This window comes from Mangrovimonas futianensis, from assembly GCF_021245805.1.
GTDB lineage: Bacteria > Bacteroidota > Bacteroidia > Flavobacteriales > Flavobacteriaceae > Mangrovimonas > Mangrovimonas futianensis.
This window is the reverse complement of the sequence record NZ_JAJJNF010000006.1, coordinates 188,234-209,583: the sequence shown is the minus strand read 5'-3', so window position 1 is coordinate 209,583 and position 21,350 is coordinate 188,234. Positions and strand designations below refer to the sequence as shown.

The 21,350-nt window shown below is 36.8% G+C and carries 9 protein-coding genes and 1 tRNA gene; 7 read left to right on the top strand and 3 right to left on the bottom strand.

Annotation, left to right across the window (positions count from 1 at the left end):
• Position 1 precedes the first annotated feature (1 nt).
• The 4 genes from purL (at position 2) to LOK78_RS11760 (ending at position 10,069) form a co-directional block, all read left to right on the top strand.
• Positions 2 to 3,664 (top strand): phosphoribosylformylglycinamidine synthase, encoded by a 3,663-nt coding sequence (purL, locus tag LOK78_RS11775; RefSeq protein ID WP_232635039.1) that lies wholly within the window; start codon positions 2 to 4, stop codon positions 3,662 to 3,664.
• A 184-nt stretch (positions 3,665 to 3,848) separates the two neighbouring features.
• Positions 3,849 to 5,522: a helix-turn-helix transcriptional regulator gene (locus LOK78_RS16770; protein WP_232635038.1), complete on the top strand. Its 1,674-nt coding sequence runs from the start codon at positions 3,849 to 3,851 to the stop codon at positions 5,520 to 5,522.
• Positions 5,523 to 5,674: 152 nt separating this feature from the next.
• Entirely contained in the window at positions 5,675 to 8,137 is a 2,463-nt protein-coding gene (locus LOK78_RS11765) for a phage tail-like protein (protein WP_232635037.1), read from the top strand.
• 150 nt (positions 8,138 to 8,287) lie between these two features.
• Entirely contained in the window at positions 8,288 to 10,069 is a 1,782-nt protein-coding gene (locus LOK78_RS11760) for a DUF8693 domain-containing protein (protein WP_232635036.1), read from the top strand.
• A gap of 207 nt (positions 10,070 to 10,276) precedes the next feature.
• Here LOK78_RS11760 and LOK78_RS11755 read toward each other — a convergent pair.
• Positions 10,277 to 10,351 (bottom strand) — tRNA-Pro (locus LOK78_RS11755).
• A 242-nt stretch (positions 10,352 to 10,593) separates the two neighbouring features.
• Here LOK78_RS11755 and LOK78_RS11750 point away from each other — a divergent pair.
• Entirely contained in the window at positions 10,594 to 12,363 is a 1,770-nt protein-coding gene (locus LOK78_RS11750; RefSeq protein WP_232394854.1) for an AMP-dependent synthetase/ligase, read from the top strand.
• 88 nt (positions 12,364 to 12,451) lie between these two features.
• Here LOK78_RS11750 and LOK78_RS11745 read toward each other — a convergent pair whose 3' ends face one another.
• Positions 12,452 to 14,869 (bottom strand): T9SS type A sorting domain-containing protein, encoded by a 2,418-nt coding sequence (locus LOK78_RS11745; protein ID WP_232635035.1) that lies wholly within the window; start codon positions 14,867 to 14,869, stop codon positions 12,452 to 12,454.
• Positions 14,870 to 15,191: 322 nt separating this feature from the next.
• Positions 15,192 to 19,253 carry a RemA C-terminal-like gliding motility protein gene (locus LOK78_RS11740; RefSeq protein ID WP_232635034.1) on the bottom strand — a complete coding sequence of 1,354 codons (4,062 nt, stop codon included), beginning with the start codon at positions 19,251 to 19,253 and terminating at the stop codon, positions 15,192 to 15,194.
• A 376-nt stretch (positions 19,254 to 19,629) separates the two neighbouring features.
• On the opposite strand from LOK78_RS11740, the gene LOK78_RS11735 reads away from it, so the two are divergent.
• A complete protein-coding gene (locus tag LOK78_RS11735) occupies positions 19,630 to 20,682 on the top strand; it encodes a hypothetical protein (protein ID WP_232635033.1) in 1,053 nt (350 codons plus the stop codon).
• Between the two features lie 218 nt (positions 20,683 to 20,900).
• Positions 20,901 to 21,344 carry a MarR family winged helix-turn-helix transcriptional regulator gene (locus LOK78_RS11730; protein ID WP_232635032.1) on the top strand — a complete coding sequence of 148 codons (444 nt, stop codon included), beginning with the start codon at positions 20,901 to 20,903 and terminating at the stop codon, positions 21,342 to 21,344.
• Positions 21,345 to 21,350: the final 6 nt, after the last annotated feature.

Genomic DNA, 21,350 nt, shown 5'->3' with positions numbered 1-21,350 from the left:
AATGATTCATTTCTTTGGAAACGCAAACAGCACCGTTTTTGCTGTTCAAACAACAAAAGAATTATCTACAGAAACCATCTCCAAGTTGGTTTGGTTATTTGGCAACCAACCTAAAATAGAACAAGCATCTTTGGATGCTTTTTTTGTTGGACCGCGTGCGGCCATGATTACGCCTTGGAGTACCAATGCTGTTGAAATCACTCAAAACATGGGGATTTCAGACATCATTCGAATTGAGGAATTCGAAGCTGTTTCTGAAGACTTCAAAGGTTATGATCCAATGATTTCAGAAAAATTCAACGGATTAAACCAAGAATCATTCACAATAGATATCAAGCCAGAACCTATTCTGGATATTGAAGATATTGCGGCTTACAACATTCAGGAAGGGCTTTCTTTAAGTGATGAAGAAGTAGCTTACTTAGAAGGTGTTTCTGAAAAAATTGGTCGCCCGTTAACCGATTCTGAAGTATTCGGTTTCTCTCAAGTAAACAGTGAGCACTGTCGTCACAAAATTTTCAACGGAACATTTGTTATTGATGGTGAAGAAAAACCGACTTCATTATTTAAAATGATTCGTAAAACGTCTGAAACGAATCCTAACGATATTGTTTCCGCTTATAAAGACAATGTGGCTTTTGTAAAGGGACCTGTTGTTGAGCAGTTCGCTCCTAAAACAGCTGACAAGCCCGATTTTTACGAAACTAAAGAATTCGAATCTGTTATTTCATTAAAAGCGGAAACGCATAACTTCCCTACTACTGTAGAGCCTTTTAACGGAGCTGCTACAGGATCGGGAGGAGAAATTCGTGACCGTTTGGCTGGTGGAAAAGGATCATTACCTTTAGCAGGAACAGCGGTTTATATGACGTCTTATTCGCGTTTGGAAGAAAACCGTCCTTGGGAACAAGCTATGGATGAGCGTAAATGGTTATACCAAACACCAATGGATATCTTAATTAAGGCTTCTAACGGAGCATCTGATTTTGGTAACAAATTCGGTCAGCCGTTAATCTGTGGTTCGGTCTTAACGTTTGAGCACGAAGAAGATGCCAGAAAATTAGGCTTCGATAAAGTGATAATGCAAGCTGGAGGTATTGGTTACGGTAAAGCCGACCAAGCCTTAAAAGCAACACCTGCAGTTGGTGACAAAGTAGTTATCCTTGGTGGTGAAAACTACCGTATTGGTATGGGTGGTGCTGCGGTATCATCGGCTGATACTGGAGAATTCGCTTCAGGTATCGAATTAAACGCCGTACAACGTTCGAATCCTGAAATGCAAAAACGTGCTGCTAACGCGGTTCGTGGTATGGTGGAAAGCGATGAAAACTACATTGTTTCTATTCACGATCATGGTGCTGGAGGACACTTAAACTGTTTATCTGAATTAGTTGAAGAAACCGGTGGACACATCGATTTAGATAAATTACCTGTAGGTGATCCTACTTTATCTGATAAAGAAATTATCGGTAATGAATCTCAGGAACGTATGGGATTAGTGATTGCCGAAAAACATATTGAAACATTACAAAAAATTGCCGATCGTGAGCGTTCACCAATGTACACCGTTGGAGACGTGACTGGTAATCACCGTTTCACTTTCGAGTCTAAGACCAACGGACACAAACCAATGGATTTAGCCATGGATGATATGTTTGGTAGCTCACCAAAAACATACATGCATGATAAAAAAGTAGCTCGCAATTATGCCGATGTTGCTTATAACAAAGAAAACTTCTACGATTATTTAGACCAGTTATTACAATTGGAAGCTGTAGCCTCTAAAGACTGGTTAACCAATAAAGTAGACCGTTGTGTTGGTGGAAAAGTAGCCAAACAACAATGTGTTGGACCATTACAAATTCCATTAAACAATGTTGGTGTGATGGCCTTAGATTACAAAGGTAAAGAAGGTATCGCAACCTCTATCGGGCACTCGCCTATTTCTGGATTAATCAATCCGGTAGCAGGAAGTAGAAACTCGATTACTGAAGCTTTAACAAACATTATTTGGGCACCATTAAAAGACGGATTACAAAATGTGTCTTTATCAGCAAACTGGATGTGGCCTTGTAAAAATGAAGGTGAAGACGCTCGTTTATATGAAGCTGTTGAAGCCGTTTCAGAATTCGCAATTGATTTAGGTATCAACGTGCCTACTGGAAAAGATTCCTTATCAATGAAGCAAAAATACCCTAACGAAGAGGTTATTGCTCCTGGTACGGTAATTATTTCGGCGGCTGCCAATTGTATCGACATCAATAAGGTGGTTGAGCCCGTATTCCAAAAAGGTGCTGGCGATGTGTATTACATCAACTTATCGCAAGATAACTTTAAATTAGGTGGAAGTTCATTTGCTCAGGTGGTTAACAAAATTGGTAACGACACACCAAATGTTCAATCTGCTGCTTACGTTAAAAACGTATTTAACACCATTCAACAATTAATTCTTGACGGACAAATTGTTGCAGGACACGATGTGGCTTCTGGTGGTTTAATCACGACGTTGTTAGAGTTATGTTTTGCTGACAACAATTTAGGTGCTGAATTAGATATCACAGCTTTAGCTGAAAACGATTCATTTAAAGTGTTATTTGCTGAAAATGCTGGTTTAGTAATTCAGTCTAAAGACGCTTCAATCGAAACTGTTTTATCTGCTGCTAAAATTGACTTCTTCAACATTGGTAAAGTAACAGAAAGTGATGTGTTAAGCATCATCAACGGAACAGATGTATTCACCATGACGGTATCTCGTTTACGTGATATGTGGTACAAAACATCATTCTTATTAGATCAAAAACAAACAGCTAACGGTTTGGCACAAGACCGTTACGACAACTATAAAAATCAACCATTACAGTACACCTTCCCAAGTCACTTTACAGGGAAACTTCCTGTAATCGATGCAAGTAAGCCGAGACCAAAAGCAGCGATTTTACGTGAAAAAGGAAGTAACTCCGAGCGTGAAATGGCCAATGCGATGTACTTAGCTGGATTTGATGTAAAAGACGTACACATGACCGATTTAATTTCTGGTCGTGAAACCCTTGAAGACATTCAGTTTTTAGGTGCTGTTGGTGGATTCTCTAACTCAGACGTTTTAGGTTCTGCTAAAGGTTGGGCCGGAGCTATTAAATACAACGATAAAGCGAATGAAGTGATTAAAAACTTCTTCAAGCGTGAAGATACGCTTTCAGTTGGTATTTGTAACGGTTGTCAGTTATGGATGGAATTAGAATTGATTAACCCTGAGCACGATGTTCATGGTAAAATGGTTCATAACGATTCTCATAAACATGAAAGTTCATTTACTTCAGTAACTATTCAGGAAAATAACTCGGTTATGCTTTCAAGTTTAGCTGGAAGTACTTTAGGAGTTTGGATTTCTCATGGTGAAGGTAAATTTAACTTACCTAAATCTGAAGACCAATACAATATTGTTGGTAAATACGCTTATGCGGAATATCCACACAATCCAAACGGATCGGATTACAACACTGCTATGATGTGTGATTCAACAGGGCGTCACTTAGTAACGATGCCTCACATTGAGCGTTCTACATTCCAATGGAACTGGGCACACTACCCTAGCAACAGACAAGACGAGGTTTCGCCTTGGGTTGAAGCTTTTGTGAATGCTAGAGAGTGGATTGAGAAAATTTAAATTGATTTAGATACAATCATAAAAACCCCGATATAAATTTATATCGGGGTTTCTTTTTATCCGCATAATTTATCACCTAAGTTATTGATCATTACATGAATAATTTGTAAGAATTTAAATATATTTAGGGCCTTTATATTGTATGTCCTTGAACCACTTTTTTTCATTTCAAAACTATCAATTTGTGAAAAGATGTATTTTCACCTGCTCCCTTTTCATGTATTTAGCAACCCTTTCAGGTCAAAATAGTATTGAAAAAAATCCTGTGTTAAGTGATTCTTTAGCAATTATTGCTTTTAACAATAAGGATTTTGAAAACTACTTTAAATATTTTATCCAATATGAAAATAACCTAGATTCCTCCAAGGATTCAAAATTTAAGGTAAGATCTCTTTATCAACATACAGAACGTTTTTTTAATTTAGGCTTATACCAGCAATCGAAAGAATTAGCTTTAAAAGAAATAGCCTTAGACAGTGACTTTGATCATATCATTAATGCGACTTTTACTAGTCTAAGCTATGTGATATTAGCCAAATCACAAAATGCTTTAAAAGAATACCAAAAAGCAAAGCAAACGTATTTAGAGGCGATTGTTTTAGTAAAAAAAATTTCTAATCATGAGAAACCTTTAAGACTTGCTTCTGCCCTTAATAATTTAGGGATGCAGTATTTAGATTATGAAAGCAACAAGGATTCTGCTTTATGGTATTTCCAAAAAGCCAAGGAGATCATGGTAACATCTTCCATATCAAACCATCCATTTTTTGGAGTTCTCAATGAGAACATAGCACATATTGAATATGACCAAGGAAACTATACTATTGCTAAAGAATATTACCAGAACAACTATGCAAACGTATTTACCTTGACGGGTAATGACCGATTGAAAAGAAATCATTTACTTTCCGGAATCTACTTGTCTAATACCTATTTAAAGTTAAATCAGGTTTCTGAAACCAAAAAGGTTTTAAACAACATCGCCATTTCTTTAGATACCATACAAAACTTTCGATTTGGTAATGAAATCGAAATGGCTTGGTTAGAAACTTCTAGAGAACTGGCAGAAAAAGAAAAAAATTATCAGTTCGCCCTGGATTTATCCAAAAAATTAGATGCTAAAAAAGACTCCCTACATCATGAAGAAAATCAGAACAAACTACTCGGGAGTACCATATTAGAAGAAGAAACTATTAATAAATATCAAACACTTATTGAAAATGAACGTTTAAAAACAGCTAACCTAGAACAAATAAATCGCACACGCTTTTGGATCACAATTAGCACCCTACTCATTTTACTTGGTATTTTTATCTTTCTATTTTCTCGGTACAAACAACATTTGGCTTTGGCTAGAAAAAATAAAGAAATTGCTGAACAAAAAGCCATTGCACATTCCTATAGAAACCAATTACTCACCAAAGATTTAGAAAATCAAAAGCAAGACCTCACCAACATTGCTCTAAGCACACAACAAAATGTAAGCTGGTTAGAAGGCCTTAACGACACCATAACCAAATACAAAAGGCAAGGTCATTTTTCTAAGGAATTATTTATAAAAGAATTATTGGACTCCATAGAGGACAAAAAAAGAGCCAACACGTTTACCGAAAACCTACACGAAAAAATTGCAACCATTAATTCCGAATTCTATTCGAAACTAAAAATTAGTCATCCCGATCTCACTGATTATGACATTAAACTATGCACCTTGATTCGCATCAATCTTGAAAGTAAAGATATTGCTACTATTTTAAATATCTCACCCTCCTCGGTTAACACAAGCAGGTATAGAATTCGAAAAAAACTAGAACTATCAAAGGGCGACAACTTGACCGATTATCTTAAGAATATATAGCTTTTACGGCAATTGTCTATTCATTGTCTATTGATATGCATTGATGATTTTGGCAATTTTATACATCTCCTTCTAAGTCATTAAAAAACATAACTATTATGATGGTTTTACATGCATTAAAAAGGGGTTATATAGTAACAATTATAACCCTAATGTATTCTTCTTTTATAGTTGCCCAGGTAGGTATAGGAAATACCGATCCCAAAGCTTCCTTGCACATTTCCTCATCCAATACGGCAACTCCATCAAATACCGATGGTATTCTTATTCCTCGAGTTGATAACTTTCCATCCTCCAATCCTACAGCAGATCAAGATGGGATGTTAGTATTTGCCACAGGAAACGGGTCACCTTCTAAAGGTCTTTACTATTGGGATAATGCAGCAACTAATTGGATATCTGTTAACGGAGCCAAACAAATTAATGACCTACTGGACGGTAAATCCGATAGTGATGGCACTAATAATGGATCTTCCATATTTTTAGGAATCAATGCTGGAGCCATTGATGATGGTACAGATAATCGCAATATTGGAATAGGATTTAATTCTTTGGCCGCAAACACCACAGGAAATCAAAATACAGCGATTGGTTACAACTCCTTGCAAGCCAATACTGATGGGAGCAGCAATACAGCCATAGGTGTGGGGACCTTAAAATTCAACACGACGGGTATTGCTAATACAGCCATAGGCCGTTTCTCATTATTTGCTAATACTACCGGTACTCACAATACTGCAGTCGGTAATATATCTTTATATGAAAATACTACAGGTTCTTATAATACAGCTATTGGAAGGGGTGCCTTAAATAATAATATGGATGGCATTGATAATGTTGCGGTGGGCCATCAGACCTTGCAACTAAATATAAGTGGGACAACTAATGTAGCTGTTGGTTCACAAGCGTTACAAAACAACACAGCAGATGCTAATGTAGCTGTTGGCTATAGTGCCTTAAATGCCAATACGAGTGGCGAAAGAAACACTGCTATTGGAACCAATGCACTGCTCTTAAATACAACCGGAGATAACAATACAGCTACAGGATATCAAGCCCTTATGAACACAACTGGTGGAGCTAATACTGCCAACGGTGCTCTTGTACTACAGAATAATACCACGGGTACCCAGAACACTGGAGTTGGTGCTCGTACCTTAGAGAGCAACACATCGGGTAGTTACAACACCAGTTTAGGTAGAGGTGGTTTGCAAAACAACTCAGATGGAAGCAACAACACGTCGGTTGGGACAAATGCCTTGAATGCTAACACGAGTGGAAATGATAATACCGCTTTAGGTTACAATGCGCTAAATTCAAACATTACAGATAATAACAACACAGCTGTAGGTTCTGGTTCGTTAGAAAATAATACAGTTGATGGCAATGTAGCTGTAGGCTATAGTTCTTTAAACGCCAATACTACAGGAACTAATAACACAGCTGTTGGTACATCTGCACTTCTATTAAATACAATCGGAAATAATAATACAGCTACAGGATACCAAGCCCTTATGAACACAACTGGTGGAGCTAATACTGCCACCGGTGCTCATGCATTGCAAAATAATACGACAGGAACTCAAAACACGGGAGTTGGTGCTCGTACCTTAGAGAGCAACACAACAGGTAGCTACAACACCAGTTTAGGTAGAGGTGGTTTGCTAAACAATTCAATAGGGAATAATAACACATCTGTTGGAACAAATGCCTTAAATGCTAACACGAGTGGAAATGAGAATACAGCTGTAGGACATAATTCTTTACGCTACAATACAGTAGGATACCAAAACACGGCTTTAGGTTATCTCGCTCTCAACTCTAATACCACAGGAGATTTCAATGTTGCCATAGGAGCCCTTGCTCTAGAAAGTAATGTAGGCTCCATAAATAATGTGGCTGTAGGTCATAGTGCTTTAAATGCTAATACAGAAGGCAATAGAAATACGGCTATTGGCCATGAAGCTTTAAATAATGCCCAAGCAGGAAACAATAATGTTGCCATTGGATTGCAAGCGTTATCTCAATTAACCAGTGGAAACAATAATATAGGCATAGGAAGCTATGCACAAGTTCCCAATGCAACAGGCATTCATCAAGTTCGTATAGGAAACACCAGCATTACTTACGCTGGTATACAAGTAGCATGGTCTATTACTTCAGATAACATATGGAAGTCAAATGTGCGAGATCTACCCTATGGTTTGGATATGATTACTAAATTAAGACCTGTAGACTACATCAGGAAAAATGATGAGAAGCAAACCCGAGAAATGGGCTTTATTGCTCAAGAAGTAGAACGCGTACTCCTTGATTTAGGATATGATGATCAAGGGTTTCTCACAAAAGATGATCAAGGTAGAATAAGTTTACGATATAATGATTTTATTCCTCTATTAACTCAGGCCATTAAGGAACAGCAACAGCAAATTGCCACTCAACAAGAAGAGATCAAAAAACTCAAAGAGTCGCAAACACTCATTTTGGAGAAAAATGATCAATTACAAGCTCAGGTCCTAAACATGGAAGAAAGCATTCAAAACATTCTAGTTCAATTACAATTGCAAAACACAACTAACACCAGCGCTTCTAATGAGCCAACCAAAACCGATTAATAGCAATTTTAATCATGGCAGAATAACCACACTGCCAACTGGGATTGAAGGATACATAAGTATAATGGTCTTTATCTTAGGCCAAGGAAATTCTCTTATGTATCCTCTTTTCCTATCTAATTATATTGATGAATTGAAAACATCATGTTTATGAGAAGCAACTACTTCATACTCTTTCTCTTTGTTTTACTAAATTTTGGCGGGTATGCTCAGCTTACTATAAGAAATAATGCCTATGTATATGCCTCAGACGTGGTGGTTTTTGTAAATGACCAAGTAAATATTCAGGAATCAACGGCACGTTTTTACCTAAGAGATGAAGCACAACTTCTTCAAGGAACAGGGACAGTTGGCAATTCTGGCACAGGACTTTTAAGTGTCTACCAATGGGGAACTGTCAATGAATATGCTTATAACTATTGGTGTCCACCTGTAGGTAATACTTTAGCTAATTCCGTTGGTAATAGACCATTTAGGCCCAATAATAATATTTATGAGGTGATGAGCGCTCCTATAACAAGTGCACCAGCATCCTTTACCTCTGGTTATAATGGTACTTCCAGTCCTTTAGTAATTTCAAATTACTGGATATGGAAATTTGACCCAGGAACGGCATACAGTGAATGGGATTATGTTGGTGATAGTGGGGATGTTGCTACAGCCTATGGTTTTACAATGAAAGGAACTAACGGGTCTGGAAACAACCAAATGTATGACTTCAGAGGAAAACCTAATTCCGGAACAATTTCCACTAGTGTTTTAGCTGAACAACAAACACTGGTAGGCAATCCATATCCATCTGCATTAGACGCAAGAGATTTTATTTGGGATACTGACAATCAAAATGCCATAACAGGATATCTGTACTATTGGGAACAAGCTCCCGGGGCTACCTCCCATTTTTTAAGCGATTATGTGGGTGGCTATGCTTCTTATACTATTTCTTCTGATGGTCTTGTAGATTCCTTCACGCCGGCAGCTTTCACCACCTATTTAAGCAATGGCATACCAACTAATTTTCCAGCAGGATCAGGCAACAAAATTGCTAAAAGGTACATCCCCATAGGACAAGGATTTATGGTAGAAGGCAAAACAGGCACCACCGGAGCAGCTTATTTTAAAAATGCCCACAGGGATTTTGTTAAAGAATCTGATGGCATCAGTTTCTTTTTTAGAAATCAAGAGTCTGACACCAACCTGACCAATAGCACCCCAATAAGTTATGATGAAAATGGTTTGACTATTGTACCAGAGGACTATCAAAGATTCCGAATTAATGTTGATTTCAACGACACCCATACAAGACAACTATTGATGAATTTCCATGAAAGTGCAAGCAATGGATTTGACTATGGATTGGAAGCAAAAAGTCCTGAAGTCCTTAGTTCAGATGCTTATTGGACTTGGGATAATGATCCCTACTGCATTCAAGCATATAATTTTGATCAGGAATTATGTATTCCCTTAATAGTAAAATCAAATAGCCAACAACTCATTCGCTTTCGAATTTTTGATGTACAGAATTTTGATGAGGTACAGCCCATTTATTTACATGATATGTTGACAGATTCTTATGTAAACTTAAGGGAGCAAAACCTTGAATTAATGATAAACGCAGAAAATTATAACGATCGTTTTGAAATTACTTTCACTCAAGAAGCACTGAGCATGGATGAACCCATTTCAAATTCAATTATAGTTTTTCATAATCAATCAAAATCTGAAATCATCATTAAAAACCCAAATTATTTGAACCTTCAGCAGGTATCTCTATATGATATTACAGGAAAAGAAATTTTGAATGACGTTGATTTATCACAAAACCAAGAATATCATTATTCAACAAAAGATCTGAGTTCTGGAGCCTATATTGTACACATAGTACTAGATACTGAACACGTTGTCTCTAAAAAAATTATTGTTGGGCATTAGCAAAACCAATGCTTTCAAAGAAATTAATATTTATAAAAAAAGTCCAACACTATACATGTTGGACTTCATTTCGTCGGGATGACAGGATTTACAGAATCGATTTGTCATCGCTTATGTTGCAAATTAAAGCGTTGCTTTAATTTCATATAAAGCAAAAAGGCTAATTTAAGAAAGTAAACTTTCTACATTAACCTTTGCTTTAAAGTGTCGGGATGACAGGATTTGAACCTGCGACCACACGGCCCCCAGCCGTGTACGCTAACCGGACTGCGCCACATCCCGAATTATAGGGGTACAAAAATAAAGTTTCATGTCACATTTTTATGGTTTTTATCAAGTTTTTTTCGAAAAAAAATCCTGATTTAAAAAATTGTTTTAACTGCCTTTATACTAACCTTTTGTTAACTTAAAAATTTTACACTCCCATTATTATTAATTTTAGAATTTATTCGCCAAAATAAAACACATTTGTAAATATGCATTAATTTCATAATTTGCAGAACTTCAATTTTTCTATAGAACAAATGACAGATATAACCAGACTTTTCGATTTTCCTTATTATCAGTTAGAGACTTACAACCTAAAAGAGGCGCTTGTAACCAAGTATGATGAGGTCTGGACTCCTACCTCAACACAAGCCTATATTGATCAGGCAAATGCAATAAGTAGAGCACTTCTCAAGCTGGGAATTCAAAAAGATGATAAAATAGCTGTTATTTCTTCGACAAACCGAACAGAGTGGAACATCATGGATATTGGTATTTTGCAAGTTGGTGCACAGAACATACCTATTTATCCAACCATTTCAGCTGAAGATTATGAGTATGTACTCAACCATAGTGAATCAATCTATTGTTTTGTTTCTGATGCAGATGTTTTAGCCAAATTAAATCAAGTAAAAGGTAACACCAAGCTGAAAGACGTATACTCTTTCAATCACATTGAAGGATGCAAACATTTTTCAGAACTACTAGAGTTAGGGAAAGACCCAATTAATCAACCGGAAGTAGAGGAACGAAAAAATCAAGTTCATGAAGATGACTTGGCAACCATCATTTATACATCAGGCACAACCGGAAGACCCAAAGGAGTTATGCTAACCCATAAAAACATTGTAAGTAATGCTTTAGATAGTGTTCCTAGGTTACCTATATCGGGTTCAGGTACCAGAGTTCTCAGCTTTTTACCTATTTGTCACATTTTTGAGCGTGTCTTAATTTACATTTATCAATATATGGGTGCCACCATTTATTTTGCTGAAGGTTTGGATAAAATTGGAGATAATGCAAAAGAGATCAAACCTCATTTAATGAGTGTGGTGCCGCGTCTACTGGAAAAAGTGTACGATAAAATTGTTCACAAGGCTGAAGAATTATCCCCTTTAAAACAAAAAATATTTTTCTGGGCGGTAGGTCTTGGTGAACAATGGGAACCTTATCAAAAGAACGGATCTTGGTATCACTTCAAACTTAATTTAGCTCGAAAACTCGTTTTCAGCAAATGGCAAGAGGCTTTAGGTGGTGAATTAAGCACTATGGTCTCTGGTAGTGCGCCTTTGCAACCTAGGCTCATACGCATATTTTGTGCAGCAGGTATGCAGGTTATGGAAGGTTACGGGCTTACAGAAACGTCACCTGTAGTAGCCGTTGGAAAATATGCTGACCATATGTTTAAAGTTGGAACAGTGGGAATTCCTATTCGTAATGTAGAAGTCAAAATAGCAGAAGATGGTGAAATCCTTATAAAAGGTCCTAATGTGATGAAAGGCTATTATAAAGATCCTGAAAAAACAGCTTCTGTCATGACAGGTGCGTATTTCCATACGGGAGACAAAGGAGAAATTGATTCTGAAGGTTTCTTGAAAATCACGGGACGTAAAAAAGAAATGTTCAAAACCTCGGGCGGAAAGTATGTTATCCCTACCCTATTGGAAAATGAGTTAAAACAATCTCGATTCATCGAACAAGTCATGGTGATAGGTGAAGGCCAAAAAATGCCAGCAGCCTTGATTCAACCTAATTTTGAATTTATCAAAGAATGGATCAAATTCAAAGGGAAAGCCATTGACCCAACCAATGATGCCATTTATACCTCTAAAGAAGTCATTGACAGGATCCAACAAGAAGTAGATAAATGCAATTCCAAATTTGGAAAGTGGGAGCAAATTAAACGCTTTGAACTTACCCCAGATGAGTGGTCCATTAAAGGAGGGCATTTGACACCTACCATGAAAATGAAAAGAGATATTATCTTAAATTTATATAAAGACCTTTATGATAAGATTTATAATTAATTCTTGATCAAAACCATTACATAAAATAACAAAGGGTTCCATATTTAATGGAACCCTTTTCATTTAACCAATTCATCAATATAGATGTCTATTTAACTATCAACTTCTTTGTTGAGACCTCTCCTATATGAGTAATAGTTACAAAATACATTCCTGAGGGTATATGACTTAACGGTAGTTCAAATTTTGAAGCTCCCAAAGCATTTATGTCTTTGACATACACTACCTTTCCTGTAACGTCCAATACTTTAATCTCTAAAGATTGATTAATATATTTATCTAAACGTAAGGTAACCTGTCCATTGTTGGTTGGATTAGGGTATAAGGACCAATCCTCCTGATTTAATAATTCAGTTTTCAATGGAGTTGCAAATCTAGAGCTTGCAATTTGATCGTTTGGACAGCCCCAAGACACAAGGTATTCCCATTGGGTGCGGGATCCACTTCCACAAGACACACTAACATCTGAAGAAACATCAAAAAATATGGTATCCCCTGTACTTTCAACACTTACCTCTGAAAGGTTTATTGTATATGGACTATTGCTATTGAACAGAACGGTAGTGCCATCAGAATCTAAAATTCTGAGTTCATCGTAGTAAGTTTCAATACTTCCCGCCATAAACGCTACATGCACAGGTGAACCATCTGTACTTGTATAGGAGAACTGATTGTTCTCATTATTTCCATAGCAGTAAGTTTCTACAGATTCGTACCCACAAGGAACAAAACATTTAATATCATAATTGAGGGACACATAACCGCGAGTACTACAACTTGTACTCGAGTCTGATTGAATCATTACAGATATGGTATCACCGGTACTTACAAAAGTTAATCCAGCCAAAGACCCATAATTTCCATAGCCATTATACAATTGAGTAACACCATCTGAATCCAAGACTATGAACTCATCCCAATTGTTTTCAACATATCCAGTGTTAACAACTAATTCCAAGGGAAGCCCTTCTGAACTAGTATAAGTAAATATGGTTGTATCATTGTCAGAATAACAATATTCATTATTTAAAGTAGTCCCACACGATACCATAACTGGAGAAGTATCTAAACATGAAACGTTAAGATTGTAATCGCCCTCCGAATTATCTCCAGTGACATAAATGTAATATAGGACACCTACTTCGGCATCAAAACTTATTTTCGAGTTCAATCCTTCTCCAGCATCATTATCTGCATCCACACACTCCAAGGCATCACAGTTACCTTTAAAAAGCCCTAGGCGAGTGTCATACCCAGAACCATCAGTATCTACCGTTACTTTGATATTTGGGTCGTTAGTTTGATAAGTATACCAAACCCCACCTGATTGTCCTAAATCATTATAATCACAATACAACCCTTCATTTATAGGAGCTCCTACTGTACTTCCCAAGATAGTCTCCTCACACCCTATTGGCAGTGCACTGTAGCATGGATTTTCCATAGTGGTAAAACTATATGTCATACAATCGTTAGCAGTACCGTTAACATTATAAGGAGTGATCGTAATAAAATAGGTTGTGTTATACTCAAAACTACCTCCATCATAATTTAGGATATTCCCCACATCAAAGCCATCCAAAACATCTGTTCCTCCAGAAGTGGTACCAATGGATACATAATAACCATCAACTATTCCTGAAGCAGCTGTCCAAGAAATTTCTTGGTTTATGGAAGTATCTACTGCCTCATTTAAAGGTGAAACAAGAGTAATATCACATGCTGGGGGTGTGTTACAAGTAATGCTATCACATCCTCCAAGTAAATCGCCATGGGCCAAATGATTTTCTACAGCATTAGCAGACACACATAAAGTAGAATAATTACCTTCTTCGTCTACATGGCAAACAAGCACTTTGCCATTGTTAACATTATTGCTACAAACCACATCAACAACTAATACCGTGGCTGTTTCATTTATGGTTTCATTGCCATCAGTTACCGATACGGAATAAGCTGTTGCTTCTGAAGGACATACTGAAATGGTTTGGGTCGTCTCTCCTGTACTCCAGAGTATATTATAGTTACTCGAACCTCCTCCAACATTTACCGAAAGATCCACACATTCCGTAGGAACATACCCCTTATAAACTGTATAGCAAGACTCTTCCATACTAACACTTAACGGCACATAGCATAAGGAATTCTCAATATTAATTTGATGTGCAGAATCACCAGACCCCAACAACGTGTTATTATTGTCATAGATTTTATAGGATACTTCTCCTGGCCAATACCCTCCACCATTCCAAACGGTTGTAATTTGGGAGCCATCAGTTACTGGAAAGTACACCGCGTAGGAATACCCCCCTCCTTGATTTCCGTAAAGCTGAACATGATCCAAAACTACAGCTCCATCAACCAAAACATCAATGGTATTACCATTCCATCCATCACCATAGGAATCTATCATTACCAGTTTAAATTCACATTGATTTTGGGCATAAATTGAATAAGAAAATGTCAAGCCAAGTACAGCCAGACATAACAAAGTAAATCTTTTCATAAAAAAAATGTTAGTGTTAATAAAATAGACCTCTTTTGATCTGTGTTAAAAGGTCTTTGTTGTGAATTGAAAAAGTGATATGCCATTTTGAAACTCCGTCATATGGGAATTAAGGATTTTCTCAAATAAGGCAATCGCATGTCTCAATCACTGAAGTAAAAATAGCCTTGGGAGGCTGAAAAAGACAAGAAAAGCACTACTGCAAAACTACTAAAACTGCACGCCACAGCGGGAATTCAGAGGATTTCTTACTGCATTTAAAAATTTCATCAGATGACTTGCATATTTTCCAGTTATAATGACTTAGGGTAAAATTTGCACCTTATTTGAGTTTTACTTTTTTTCTTCTTTCTAAGCCATTTACCAAAACAACTTTCACAAAATAAACTCCAGAAGTCACAGCAGTTCTATTTAAGATAAGCTGGTTTACATTAACATTATTTTTATTCATTATTACCTTACCTAAAACATCATAAACAGTCACTTTTGAAATTACCTCATGGTCTGAACTTATTTTGATGTATTCTCCCTGCGGAGCAATGATTGCTATGCTTTCCAAATTAAATTCTGGGTTGGTTAAAGTGTACTCGGTAAATCTTAAAATGAATCTATCATTGAGCAAGCCCGAGTTACCAGAAAAACTATATGGAGCCTGTTTTAAATCGTGAATGGTATTTAAGTAAGTGTCCTCTAAATAAATGCTTTGATCTTCTTCAATAAACAGACCATCTAAAGAGTTAATTGCAATACTATAAATGTCGTTCTGTGGTAAATACATACCAAGAGGAATGGTATCGTCAGGATTAAAAGGAAATAAACGCCCTTGAATTGACAATTTATCATCGTTATTGATAGAGTAGAAACTTAAATCGGTAGAGGTTACTTCTAGGCCATCATACAAACGGTCAAATTCATTTGTGGCTCCTTGTATATACCCTAACAATAAAGAAACTGCAACATTATTTGAATTAGAAAGATTCAACCAAATCCTATGGCGTTCCATCGTTGTGGTTTCCTCTGTATTGTATGGGTTTTGATAGTTGTTATTTGTTTGGTTCTGTTTAAAAAAGGTACTGTTTGTATATTCTGATGAATAGGTCCGCATACTATTGTTGAACGTCACTGTAGAATTTAAAACAGTCGAACTATGATTCATCAAAACAAAAAAACCTTGACCAGAAGCAATATGCAAATCATCATATCCAGGTGGGTTGGAACCTGAACTATTATATTCTATATAATTGTCCTCCGAGTAATTATAGGCATAATCTTCATAAAAAGGATCTGCAGTATCCGCGCTAGGTAACGACTCATGCTGCCAAAGGTATACTGTACCATTAATATCAGTGTTATAAGCCATAAAGGCATCAGAAGAAATAGCCGAAGGATAAGGATTCCCAATTAAATTCCAATTATCATCATCATTATAGGCTAAGGTCCCCAAAGAACTATTTCCTTGATAACCTGGGTCTTCGGACTCCTGGTAGCCTCCCTGTTGAATAGGCATTGTAATAACGCCATTATTTGCTTCACCAGAAAACAAAACAGTATAGGGAGTTACAGGAATTTCGGTAGCCGGAGTTAGATTATTGGAAACTATTTCAGGAGTACCAGAAAGGCCTCTTATGATATACCCTTTTCCTGTAGTCATCATACCTGAGGCATTTTCCCAATAGCCATGATTACCCACTCCATACCCGGGTACGGTAGGATTCCATTCAAAAATTAAGGCTGAACTTGTCCCAGGAGAAACATCTCCCACATTAAAATCATTAACAGGACTTGACCAATAAACATATTCCAAACTATTAACACTTGTAAAGTTGGAATTTGGAGCCCGTTGCACAAATATATTGCCTGTATTCTCATTGTTGTCATCAATTTGAATAAGGCTCGCGTTGTTTCTAATATTAAAAACAGCGCTTCCTTGAACATCGATCCATTTATCGATAATCAACTCCGAATTATAAAGCTCTAGATAAGCATTATCCTTTAGCGTTAGACTAAGTCCATAACCTGGTTGAGATGCAGTAGAGTTTGAAGGATATTCTAAAATGGGGTTATTTGGAGTGGTTGTATGGTCAGGGATAACAATACAATCTTCCAAAGTAGGAACTTCATTGAGAGACCAATTCTGTGCTAAGTTCCAATCGGTGCTTACAGAACCATTCCAAACAGCACAGCAACTCACCTCTGCTTCCCAGCCACTTAATGCTGTAGAAATATCGGAAGTAAACACAAAGGTAAGACAGCCATCAGCATTTGTTGCAGTAATGGACTCCCCTACAAGATTAGCAGTCCCATCGGTAGGGGATTGATAACAAAACCCATCTGTTCCTGTCCCCAATCCTAAACTTGCAGGAGTTATTTGAGGAAACGAATCATCAGGTCCATCATAAATTCTCAAATTATCGAAACAAAAATTAGCCCCTGCCCCCTCTACTTGAAAACTCGTAAAAGTAACCGTTACATTAGAGCCTTCAGTTTCTGGGCAAATAGTAACACTTCGGCTTTCATTGTTGGAATAATTTCCTGAAACCCCACCAGAATCATAAAAACTATCACCACATTGAGGAGGACAACTTAATTGAAAGGTGACATCATTACTTGTAGTTGTTTCAGTGTCCAATAGTACGTAATAGGTTATGCCCTCGGTAAGTGTGAATGTATTACTGCCTTGGTCATTACCATCCAAATGAGCCAAACAAGTCCAATTGTTAGCATGACACCCATCACTAGCTTCTTTGAATAAATAGTTAATATGGGAATCACTACCCGACCCCGAAGTTGAAATCTGGGTGATACTATATTCCGCAGTGACCGTAGGTGTAAAAGTGTAGAGTGCTTCCTGCCCTTCAAGATCCCAAGACCCACAAGGATTATTATCAAAAAATCCAGTCCCTCCAGTTATAGAAACTGTTTCAATAGTGCCACATGACAATTCTGGAAGATTGGAGGTATTTGAGCAAGGTGATACCAATGGAATGGTACATATCTCAAAACTCGCATGGTAATCACCTGCACTAGAAGTCATCACTTGAACATAATAAGTGTTCCCTGGCGTTAATCCGGTGGCCGTACTATTGTTAGGAAATGAGCACAGTGGCATACTGGTCAGGTTACCACAACTACCTTCGTATATGGCATGGAACAAGCTGTTTGTATTTCCAGAGACATTTTCAATATTAATAGAATGGGATGTGTCTTGAGCTACAAAACTAAACCAGATATCATCATCATCTCCCGATGTATTACAATTAGTGTTATTGATATTGGAATCTGTTGCAAAAAGCGTATTACCATAAGCACTTATGCAATCACCAGAAATATCCAATGCTATGGCATTACAAGGATCATCATTTAAAGGAAGTGTCCCAACACAAATATCAAAATCAATAATGGTAGGTTGTTGACTTAAGGTGTTGGAATCTGCCCAAGAATAGACTTGCACAAAATATGTTTGACCAACGGAAAGCCCTGTAACCATACTATTATTAGGATTGGAGCAACTTCCAGAAACCATATTTAAAGAACCACAGGAGTTGCTATAAACGGCATGAACTAAATCCATATAAGTACCAGAAACATTCATAAGACTTATGGTGTGTGAAGTAGAGGTAGCAACAAAACTAAACCACACATCGTCATTTGGATTTCCTGTAGCACAATTACTTACCCCAGATGCTGTAGCAAATGTTAACGTTCCTGATGTTGTGAGGTCACAGGAATTATCTGGATTGACACTTACGGCTACAGCACTAGCACAATCATCATTTTCTGGGGGTGTGGGTGCCGTTGAAGTTAACGAGATATTATCAAGTCCCGCAGGCGGATTGGTTCCTATAGAACTATCATTTCGCCATTCAAAAACCATCCTAAAGGTAGTGCCAGCATATGAGGATGGAATGGTTACGGCTTCACTATTCCATGTAGATTGACCTCCATAATTGGTTTGACCAATACTTATTCCGCCACTATTTCCAACTGTTATTTGCGTGCCACTATTAGGAGTAAAGGATACTGGAACCAACCAGACTCGCATATAATCAAAACCAGTCTCCCCCCTACAGATCCAATCAAATTGCAACTGAATAAAAGTTTCCCCTGCAGGTATCGAAACATCTCGGTATATATGAGAAACACTTGAAGTATTATTTGTATAGGTGTGAGACGGGGTGGCATTTAAAGGATTATTGGATACGTAAGCAGCTCTAACACCACTAAAACCCAAATTAGCACCAGCATTACAAACCCACTGATTGGTTTGAGAACTATTGTTCACCCAACCATTAAGTTCAAAGGATACATCCGTTTCAAAACCTCCATCACCCAGAGGATCAATCAATGTTGTTTGGGAAAATCCCAAATTGGTAAAAAATAACATTCCTAAAATAAAAAGGAATTTGAAATTGCGACTTTTGCCACAATTTGCATTTGAGAGAGTTGAAAAAGAAGGGTATTTCACTGCTTTAAATTTACTATCAATCATTAGGCTTTTAATCAACACGATACCGTTCCTCCTTGGTGCTTATTTCTATTTTTTCTACTGACATCAGAAAAAAAACACGATATTCATACTATAAAAAGTCTATCGGAATGGATTTGGAAAACCGGTCGTATTTTTTAGTTTTGATTTCTCTTAACAGTTGGTTGCTATTTAAAAATGGATCAAAAACCTGCTGATAAAAAAATCAATAAGTAAATGTAAATTTTTAGGGACTTTAGGAGATCTGTAAGACTACTACAAAACTACTATAATCATGTTTTTAAGCCATTTGGCGTTTTTTCTAAGTGCGATTGGGTTTATACTTTTCATTGTAAGAAGTAATAAACAAGAGCCGTTTGAGTTGTTCCTAACGTTCTTTTCTTTTCTATTTTTTTCCTCTCTTGGTGTGTGGTTGTATTTAGACTATTACTTCTCAGACCAATCTTTAAGAGTTTTAGATTTTTATGGGATCATCAATGAAAATTTTGCACTATTAGCTCCCGTGTTTTGTGCGGCGCTTTTTGGAAAGTCGGTACCCAAGATTAAAATACTTCAGTATTTCGGACTTCTCATTTTGATTGGTGTCGGTTTTGCCATTCTACATCTTTTAATCGCTCAAGATGAAACCGAACATCTCATTTTTTATCCTACTAACAAGAACATGCGCATTAATGCTGCAGTGCAGTTGACCTATAATATCACACTGTTCTTGCTTTTTTTATACTATTTAAGAAAGATAAACGTCAATAAAGGGCCTGAGCTCTTTGATGGGGTTTACAAAAAGGTATTTAGTATTCTATTCATTGTGTACTACATTCTAGACAACTTCTTTTTTGTAGCCATCTTGGTTTATTTCAACAATTTGCAGGTGTTTAAACAAATGTATTATATAACACTGGTGTCAAATTTTATCATGACCTTGTTAATTATAACATTAGCCATCTATACCAACTGGTTATTTTTAATTACAAGGTTCAAGCGCAAATGGCAAAAAGATTATAACAAGAATGAAAACATCTTAATACTTGAAAATAAACCCTTCATACTCTCCAATCATGGAGATAAAATTCTCAATTGGAATAATTTCAAACAAAATCAAGTTAACGAACATGAGGAGCTCATTACTAATGTGGAATCCTTAGAATTTTTAACGAAAACCGAAAAACTTTACGCGGCATTACAACCTTTCAATTTGGCACATAAGGAATTAGCTGATTTATTGAGTGTTTCGTTAAGGACTATCGAGACCAATTTCTACAGGTTGAGAGTAAAACTTCGAAAAGAAGGCTATTCCGAAGACTATCCCTACCAACAAAACAAAGACTAAAATTCAATGAAAACAGGTAACTCCTCAATTGAGTTATTCTTAGTAAAACTGAGCCCTCACCCTACGTATTCATTAAGATCTTTTACGGCAGTTTTAACAATTAACACCCCATAAAATTGCGAAGCCTCTAATCAATCTGCCTATTTTATGTTAAATTATTATTTTTTATTATGCATGCATAGCATATTTTTTTATATTTGGAAGACTAAAAATCAACCATGAAAGATAAAACAATTGACTATGTTCTAAGAACCACCTGGTTAGCCGTCAATAAAATGTATAATGAAGAAGCTGCCAAATTTGAAAGTACAATGGCTACGGGGTTCACTTTACTGAGCATTGATCCCGAAAAAGGAACACCTTCAACGGCCTTGGGTCCCAAAATGGGAATGGAAGCCACTAGCCTTTCCAGAATTTTAAAAACAATGGAAACCCGAGGATTGATAGAAAGAAAACCAAATCCTGAAGATGGCCGAGGCGTATTAATTCACCTTACGGAGTTTGGCCGAAAAAAAAGAGCCTATTCAAAAGAAAAAGTAATCACATTCAATGACGCTATAAGGGCCAACATATTAGAGGAAAAATTAAATCACTTTTATGAAGTGGCCGAATTAATCAACGAGATGATTTCAAACAAAAAAATATATAACCAAGACAAATAACAATCA